We start from the raw sequence: 8048 nt of genomic DNA on the forward strand, positions 1-8048 counted from the left end.
GCTATCATGACTCTTTCGCTCTCGCATTATCTGATCCTCGGCGCGATCCTTTTCGCGATCTCGATCGTTGGTATTTTTCTGAACCGCAAGAACGTCATCGTGTTGCTGATGGCAATCGAATTGATGTTGTTGGCGGTGAATATGAACTTCATTGCTTTCTCGCATTATCTCGGCGATGCAGCAGGGCAGATCTTCGTTTTCTTCATCCTGACCGTCGCAGCTGCTGAGTCCGCAATTGGTCTGGCGATTCTGGTGGTGCTGTTCCGTAATCTGGACACCATCAACGTGGAAGATCTGGACACGCTCAAGGGATAAGCACGTGGTTGTGCATTAATGCGCGTTGGAACGTTCGCAGTGCATGTAGATTGAATTTAAATTTCATTTAAAAGATGGGCGTTCTCCGAAGATCCTTGTGATTCGAAGAGAACCCAAATAGCGATAAGGTTCATCATGGCGGGGCAACTTAACCCACATCTTCTTTTAGCCGTACCACTGGCGCCGTTGGCCGGTTCTGCAATTGCAGGCCTGCTCGGTACGAAATTCTTCGGCAACGTAGTTGGCCGCAAGGTATCGCACACGGCGACCATCCTCGGTGTATTGATCGCGTTGATCATTTCCGTCCAGACTTTACTGGCGGTCATTGACGGTGCGACCTACAACGGCACGCTGTACACCTGGATGACGGTTGCCGGCCTGAAGCTGGAAGTCGGTTTCCTGATCGACAGCCTGACCGCGATGATGATGTGCGTGGTGACCTTTGTGTCCCTGATGGTCCACGTCTACACCATTGGCTACATGAAGGACGACGAAGGCTACAATCGCTTCTTCTCGTACATTTCGCTGTTCACGTTCTCGATGCTGATGCTCGTCATGAGCAACAACTTCCTGCAACTGTTCTTCGGCTGGGAAGCCGTGGGTCTGGTTTCCTACCTGCTGATCGGCTTCTGGTACACACGTCCGACCGCAATCAAGGCCAACATGAAGGCCTTCCTGGTCAATCGTGTCGGTGACTTTGGCTTCATTCTCGGTATCGGTCTGCTGCTTGCTTACGCTGGTTCCATGAACTACGGCGAAGTTTTCGCCAAGCGTGGCGAGTTGGCACAATTGACTTTGCCTGGCACCGACTGGATGCTGCTGACGGTCGCATGTATCTGTCTGTTCGTTGGCGCGATGGGTAAGTCGGCGCAGTTTCCGCTGCACGTCTGGCTGCCGGATTCGATGGAAGGTCCAACCCCGATCTCCGCGCTGATTCACGCGGCGACAATGGTGACCGCCGGTATCTTCATGGTGACCCGCATGTCGCCGCTGTTCGAACTGTCCGACACCGCCTTGTCCGTGATCCTTGTGATCGGCGCGATCACCGCGTTGTTCATGGGCTTCCTCGGCACCATGCAGACCGACATCAAGCGTGTGGTGGCGTATTCGACGCTGTCGCAGCTGGGTTACATGACTGTCGCCCTGGGCGCATCGGCTTATTCGGTAGCAGTATTCCATCTGATGACTCACGCGTTCTTCAAGGCGCTGCTGTTCCTCGGCGCGGGTTCCGTGATCATCGGTATGCACCATGACCAGGACATGCGCAACATGGGCGGCCTGCGCAAGTACATGCCGATCACCTGGATCACGTCGCTGCTGGGTTCGCTGGCGCTGATCGGTACACCATTCTTCTCCGGTTTCTATTCGAAGGACAGCATCATCGAAGCCGCCGCCGAGTCGCATCTGGCAGGTTCCGGTTTTGCCTACTTCGCGGTGCTGGCCAGCGTGTTCGTGACTGCCTTCTACTCCTTCCGCATGTACTTCATGGTGTTCCATGGAGAAGAGCGTTTCGGCAAGGCGGACGCACATGGCCACGATGATCATCACGCTCCTGTTGCAGCGCACGCTGCGCATGACGATCACGGCCATAATGCGCATGGCGCCCATGATGACCACGCCCACGACGACCATGAACACCACGGTCTGGCCCCAGGTCAGAAGCCGCACGAGTCGCCGCTGGTGGTGACGCTGCCGCTGATCCTGCTGGCGATTCCATCGGTCATTATCGGTTTCTTCGCGATCTCGCCGTTGGTCTTCGGCGACTTCTTCAAGAACGTGATTTTTGTCGGCGAAAACCACAAGGCTCTCGAAGAGCTGGCGCATGAATTCCACGGCCCGATCGCGATGGCAGTGCATTCGCTGACATCGGCCCCCCTGTGGCTGGCGATTGCGGGTGTGGCGACGGCGTACTACTTCTACATGGTCAATCCGCGCGTACCAGCCTGGTTCAAGGACAAGTTCAGTGCGATCTACACCTTGCTGGACAACAAGTACTACATGGACAAGTTCAATGATGTCGTGTTTGCCGGTGGTGCACGTTTGCTGGGTAACGGTCTGTGGACTGTCGGCGACAAGGGCCTGATCGATGGTCTGGTCGTCAATGGCAGCGCCAAGGTCGTCAACTGGTTCTCGAAAGTCACGCGCCTGTGGCAATCCGGTTACATCTACCATTACGCTTTCGTGATGATTATTGGGGTGCTGGGTTTCCTGGTTTGGTTCATGCCGTTTCCGTTTGCCAAATAAGTTGGCGGAGTAAAGTAAATAACAACCATGATGCAGTCAACTTTTCCTCTCCTTAGCCTTGCGATCTGGTGTCCGGTCGCGTTTGGCGTGCTCGTCCTGGCAGTGGGCCGCGACGAAAATCCATCCATCGCGCGCTGGCTGGCCCTGCTCGGCGCCGTCGTCAGCTTGCTAGTCACCATTCCGCTGGTTCTGCATTTCGATGCAGCCGCGCATGGCTACCAGTTTGTTGAAAAAACACCTTGGATCGATCGTTTCAACATCAGCTATTTCCTCGGTATTGACGGATTGTCGCTGTGGTTCATCCCGCTGACAGCCTTCATCACGGTCATCGTGGTGCTGGCCGGCTGGGAAGTTATCCAGAAGCGCGTCGGCCAATACATGGGGGCCTTCCTGATCCTTTCCGGTCTGATGATCGGCGTGTTCTCGGCACTCGACGGCATGCTGTTTTACGTGTTCTTCGAAGCCACACTGATTCCGATGTTCATCATCGTGGGTGTGTGGGGCGGCGCGAACCGTGTCTATGCGGCGTTCAAGTTCTTCCTGTACACCTTGCTCGGCTCCTTGCTGATGCTGATCGCACTGATCTATCTGTACATCGTGTCCGGCGGCAGCTTCGAAATCCCGACGTGGCATCAACTGCCGTTGTCGATGCTCGAGCAAAAACTACTATTCTTCGCATTCCTGATGGCGTTCGCGGTCAAAGTACCAATGTGGCCGGTGCATACCTGGTTGCCTGACGCCCACGTGGAAGCGCCTACCGGTGGTTCCATCGTACTGGCTGCGATCATGCTGAAGCTCGGTGCTTACGGCTTCCTGCGTTTCTCGCTGCCGATCGCTCCTGACGCCAGCCACGCGTTGTCCGGTTTCATGATCACCTTGTCGCTGGTCGCTGTGATCTACATTGGTCTGGTTGCACTGGTTCAGCAGGATATGAAGAAACTGGTGGCGTACTCGTCGATTGCTCACATGGGCTTCGTCACGCTGGGCTTCTTCATGTTCAACGACATGGCAGTGCAGGGCGGTATTGCACAGATGATTTCCCACGGCTTCGTGTCGGGCGCAATGTTTATGTCCATCGGTGTGTTGTACGACCGTATGCATACTCGTGAAATTGCGCAATACGGTGGTGTGGTCAACAAGATGCCGCGTTTTGCAGCGTTCTTCATCCTGTTCTCGCTGGCCAACTGCGGTCTGCCTGCGACTTCCGGTTTTGTCGGTGAATTCATGGTCATTCTGGGCGCCGTCAAATTCAATTTCTGGATTGGCCTGTTGTCGGCGACTGCTCTGATTCTGGGTGCTGCTTACTCGCTGTGGCTGACCAAGCGCGTGATCTTCGGTGCGGTGACCAATCATCATGTTGAAGAACTGACTGACGTCAACAAGCGTGAATTCTTCATCCTTGGTTTGCTGGCGATCGCAGTCTTGGTGATGGGTCTGTATCCAGCACCGGTGACTGACACGATGCAAACTTCGGTGTCAGATTTGCTCAAGCACGTAGCGGTATCCAAGATTAATTAAGCAAAATTGAGTAAGAAGTGCCGGCGCTTCACAGTGTTCCTTGTTGTGCTGCGCCGACACCAGGCAGCAATTCGGTACGACGTTTCGATACAAGCCGGTCACATGTTTCGCACGGCTGAAAACGGCGGCAACGGTAAGCGGACAAAATACGCGGACGAAAATAAGCGGTAACTAAATGAACAACATGAATCTGATCCCTGTCTATCCGGAAATATTTCTGCTGATTGCGACTTCCGCAATTCTGCTGATCGATATGTTTTTGCCGGATGCAAAACGCGTCATCACCTACCTGCTGTCCTTGTTGGCACTGGTGGTCTGCGCAGTGTTGACCTTCACCAACTACGCAAGCGGAGAAACGGTCTACACCTTCAGCAACATGTTTGTTTCGGACCCATTGTCCAGCCTGCTGAAGTTGTTCTCGTATCTGGCCATCGGCCTGACACTGATCTACGCCCGCCAATACAACAGTGATCGCGCCATCGTCGGCGGCGGTCACCTCGGTGGTGAGTTCTACGCGTTGGCGCTGTTCTCGCTGCTGGGCCAGATGGTCATGATTTCCGGCAACAGCTTCCTGTCCATCTACCTCGGTCTGGAACTGATGTCGTTGTCGCTGTATGCATTGGTTGCCCTGCGTCGCGACAATGTCGGTTCGACCGAAGCCGCGATGAAGTACTTCATCCTCGGCGCGCTGGCCTCCGGTTTCCTGTTGTACGGTATCTCGATGCTGTACGGCGCCACTGGTTCGCTGGAACTGAACGACGTCTTCCGTGCCATCGTGTCCGGTACTGTTGATCGCAACGTGCTGGTATTTGGTATCGTCTTCGTGGTCGCTGGTCTGGCGTTCAAGCTGGGCGCTGTGCCTTTCCACATGTGGGTGCCTGACGTCTATCACGGCGCACCGACACCAATGACCCTGTTGATTGGTGGTGCGCCGAAGCTGGCGGCATTCGCCATGGTGTTCCGTCTGTTGGTCGAAGGTCTGTTGCCACTGGCAATCGACTGGCAGCAAATGCTGATGGTGTTGGCTGTATTGTCGATCATCATTGGTAATGTGACGGCGATCGCCCAGACCAACATCAAGCGCATGTTGGCTTACTCGACCATCTCGCACATGGGTTTCATGTTGCTGGGCATGATGTCGGGCGTGGTTGACGGCAACCTGTTCCAGGCCGTCAATGCCTACAGCTCGTCGCTGTTCTACGCGATCACTTATGTGCTGACCACGCTGGGCACCTTCGGCGTGATCCTGCTGATGGCGCGTTCCGGTTTCGAAGCAGATACGCTCGATGACTTCAAGGGCCTGAATCAACGCAGCCCATGGTTTGCCGCGATCATGCTGATCCTGATGTTCTCGCTGGCCGGTATTCCCCCGATGGTCGGTTTCTACGCCAAGCTGTCGGTGTTGCAAGCCGTCCTGGGAACAGGTCAGATCTGGCTCGCTGTGCTGGCAGTCGTGTTCTCGCTGGTTGGCGCGTTCTATTACCTGCGTGTTATCAAGAACATGTACTTCGATGAGCCTGCCGACAATGCCAAGATCACTGCAAGCTTCGACGTTCGCATTGCACTGAGCCTGAACGGTCTGGCTGCGCTGGTTCTCGGTCTGTGGCCTGGTCATCTGATGGATGCATGCACCAATGCAATCGTCACGACGCTGGCGACTTTCCTGAGCAAAGTCATCGCAACCTAAGCGAATTTACCGGTGAATGTTTCTCTACTGAGCTGGTGTGTCATCTTGTTGGCGGTCTTGGCCGCCAACCTGCCTTTCTTTAATCAGCAGCTGTTCGCGCTGATCCCCCTGAGCAAGTCCGCCGCATACCACAAGCCGGTATGGGTGCGACTGCTTGAACTCATCGTTCTGTATTTTCTCGTCGGCGCCATTGCCCGTTTCTTTGAAGCGAATATCGGCAATGCCTTTGCGCAAGGATGGGAATTTTATGCCGTCACCGGCTGTCTGTTTCTAGTGCTGGCGTACCCCGGTTATGTGGTGCGCTACTTGCGCAAGAGTCACGCTTAGCAAGTCCTGCCGGGTCTTGGGTGCGATGCTGAACAGCTCGCACCAAGGCTGCACCAACAGGCTGCATTCCCTCATTCACCCTTACTGCATACCTGGCCACGCATGGATACTCATCTCAAAGAAACCAAGGTAGACGGAGAACTGGTCTACGAAGGCCATTTTCTCAACGTCCAACGCGACAAGATTCTCCTACCGGACGGCAAACAGAGTGTGCGCGAATACATCAAGCATCCGGGTGCGGTTGTCATTCTCCCGCTGTTTGAAGACGGCTCGGTGCTGCTGGAAAGACAGTTCCGCTATCCGCTCGACCAGGTATTCATCGAATTCCCTGCCGGAAAGATCGATCCGGGCGAAGATCATCTCGAATGCGCCAAGCGCGAGCTGCGGGAAGAAACCGGTTATACCGCCACTGACTGGCAATTCGTCTGCACCATCCACAACGCAATCGCTTATTCAGACGAACACCTGGATATCTATCTCGCCCGCGGTCTGACCGCCGGCGAACGCAAGCTCGACGAAGGCGAGTTTTTGGATATCTACAAGGCGCCGCTTTCCGAGTTACTGGAGCAAGTCCGGCTCGGCAAGGTAACCGACGTCAAGACGGTTATTGGCGCTTTCTGGCTGGAGAAAATCATCAACGGACAGTGGACCTTGCAGAGTGTCTGAACGGCAGCTGATTCACTGAACAAATAAAAAGGCTTCGATAGATATCGAAGCCTTTTTGCTGATGAATCCCAGCGGAGGATCTTGTCCGAATTTAACGCTGTGGCAGCGTTTTCAAAAATGCGCCGACTTGCCTCGCATAGAACTTTGAGAAGCTCGTTGTTCCATGTCCGCGCGTCTCTGCACTCGCCGGGATCAGAAGCAATTCAGCATTCTTCAGTTGTTTCAAGGCCGCGACCATCGTACCGGTTTCCGGGGGATTACGTTCGTCATCGGCAGAATTGATCGCCAGCACCGGCACCTGTATGCGCGCCAGATTCGGCATCGCGTTGAAATCAGCCGACGATCCCCACTGATAGATGAAGTCGTTGGCATCGGCCGTCACCGGCGCATTCAAGCGGTCATCCACGATTTTGTCGGCCTGCGCGCGGGTCGGTGCCAGCGATTGATAGGCGAGAGTGCCGCCGGCAGTGGCTATGCCGAACATCGTATTGGCAAGGCGCAGCGATGGCGGCTGGGTGGTGTAGTTGCCACCGTTCCAGGCCGGATCCTGCTTGATTGATTCGACCAGCATGCGCCGCATCATCCAGTTGCGGCTCGCCATCTCAATCGGCTGCGATGCCATCGGCACCAGCCCATCCATCATCGTCGGATACATCTCGCCCCACATCCAGGTTTGCATGCCGCCCATCGAATTGCCCATGACCAGACGCAGATGTTTGATGCCGAGGCCTTCCGTCACCAGACGATATTGCGCGAGCACCATGTCGGCGTAGTTGTATTGCGGGAATTTGGCGCGCAGCCCGTCGGATGGCTTGGAAGATTTCCCCACGCCGATAGCATCCGGCATGATGAGGAAGTACTTACTGGCGTCGAGCGCTTGTCCCGCGCCGAGCATCTCGCCGGCAAAGTCCTTGCCGACCATGTCGGCGCCGCTGCGATAGGTGCCGTGCAACAGCAATACCGCAGGATTAGCGGGATCGCCGGCAGTAGCGTAATGCAGCTTGAGATTGTTCAGCGTCTCTCCGGTGTGAAAAGTGAAGCTCGGCGCAATCCAGTCAGCCTGACGGTAACCGGGATAGTCCGCTGCATTGGCGGTGGAGCAAAGCAGGGCGGAAGGCAGTAGTGAAAGTAACGACAACGACAGTCGGGCGATGAAGCCCGAGGCAAGTCTCCGAATCATTTTTATAGTCCTCGTAAGATGGTCTTATGGGAGAGCCCATACTAAAGGATATTTGGCGGCATCGCAGAGCGTGTCATTACGTCATTGCATCAAGGCGACAAGGGCAGCGCC

Annotated in this window: 7 protein-coding genes; 6 read left to right on the plus strand and 1 reads right to left on the minus strand. The window is 55.2% G+C overall.

Going from position 1 to position 8048, the window contains the following annotated elements:
• Positions 1 to 6: 6 nt before the first annotated feature.
• The 6 genes from nuoK (at position 7) to PQR63_RS22950 (ending at position 6757) form a co-directional block, all read left to right on the plus strand.
• On the plus strand, positions 7 to 315 hold the full coding sequence (gene nuoK / locus PQR63_RS22925; RefSeq protein WP_016832380.1) for an NADH-quinone oxidoreductase subunit NuoK: 309 nt from the start codon (positions 7 to 9) through the stop codon (positions 313 to 315).
• A gap of 135 nt (positions 316 to 450) precedes the next feature.
• On the plus strand, positions 451 to 2559 hold the full coding sequence (nuoL, locus tag PQR63_RS22930; protein ID WP_408170517.1) for an NADH-quinone oxidoreductase subunit L: 2109 nt from the start codon (positions 451 to 453) through the stop codon (positions 2557 to 2559).
• Between the two features lie 27 nt (positions 2560 to 2586).
• Complete coding sequence (locus tag PQR63_RS22935; protein ID WP_408170519.1) at positions 2587 to 4077, plus strand: NADH-quinone oxidoreductase subunit M; 1491 nt, start codon at positions 2587 to 2589, stop codon at positions 4075 to 4077.
• A 175-nt stretch (positions 4078 to 4252) separates the two neighbouring features.
• A complete protein-coding gene (gene nuoN, locus PQR63_RS22940; RefSeq protein WP_408170521.1) occupies positions 4253 to 5764 on the plus strand; it encodes an NADH-quinone oxidoreductase subunit NuoN in 1512 nt (503 codons plus the stop codon).
• Between the two features lie 12 nt (positions 5765 to 5776).
• Positions 5777 to 6091: a DUF2818 family protein gene (locus PQR63_RS22945; protein ID WP_408170523.1), complete on the plus strand. Its 315-nt coding sequence runs from the start codon at positions 5777 to 5779 to the stop codon at positions 6089 to 6091.
• A 102-nt stretch (positions 6092 to 6193) separates the two neighbouring features.
• Complete coding sequence (locus PQR63_RS22950; RefSeq protein ID WP_408170525.1) at positions 6194 to 6757, plus strand: NUDIX domain-containing protein; 564 nt, start codon at positions 6194 to 6196, stop codon at positions 6755 to 6757.
• Between the two features lie 91 nt (positions 6758 to 6848).
• Here the strand turns inward: PQR63_RS22950 and PQR63_RS22955 are convergent, their stop codons facing one another.
• Positions 6849 to 7937 (minus strand): alpha/beta fold hydrolase, encoded by a 1089-nt coding sequence (locus PQR63_RS22955; RefSeq protein ID WP_408170527.1) that lies wholly within the window; start codon positions 7935 to 7937, stop codon positions 6849 to 6851.
• Between the last annotated feature and the right edge of the window lie 111 nt (positions 7938 to 8048).

It is taken from the genome of Herbaspirillum rhizosphaerae (assembly GCF_046025915.1).
In the GTDB taxonomy this organism is placed as follows: Bacteria; Pseudomonadota; Gammaproteobacteria; order Burkholderiales; family Burkholderiaceae_D; genus Herbaspirillum; species Herbaspirillum rhizosphaerae_A.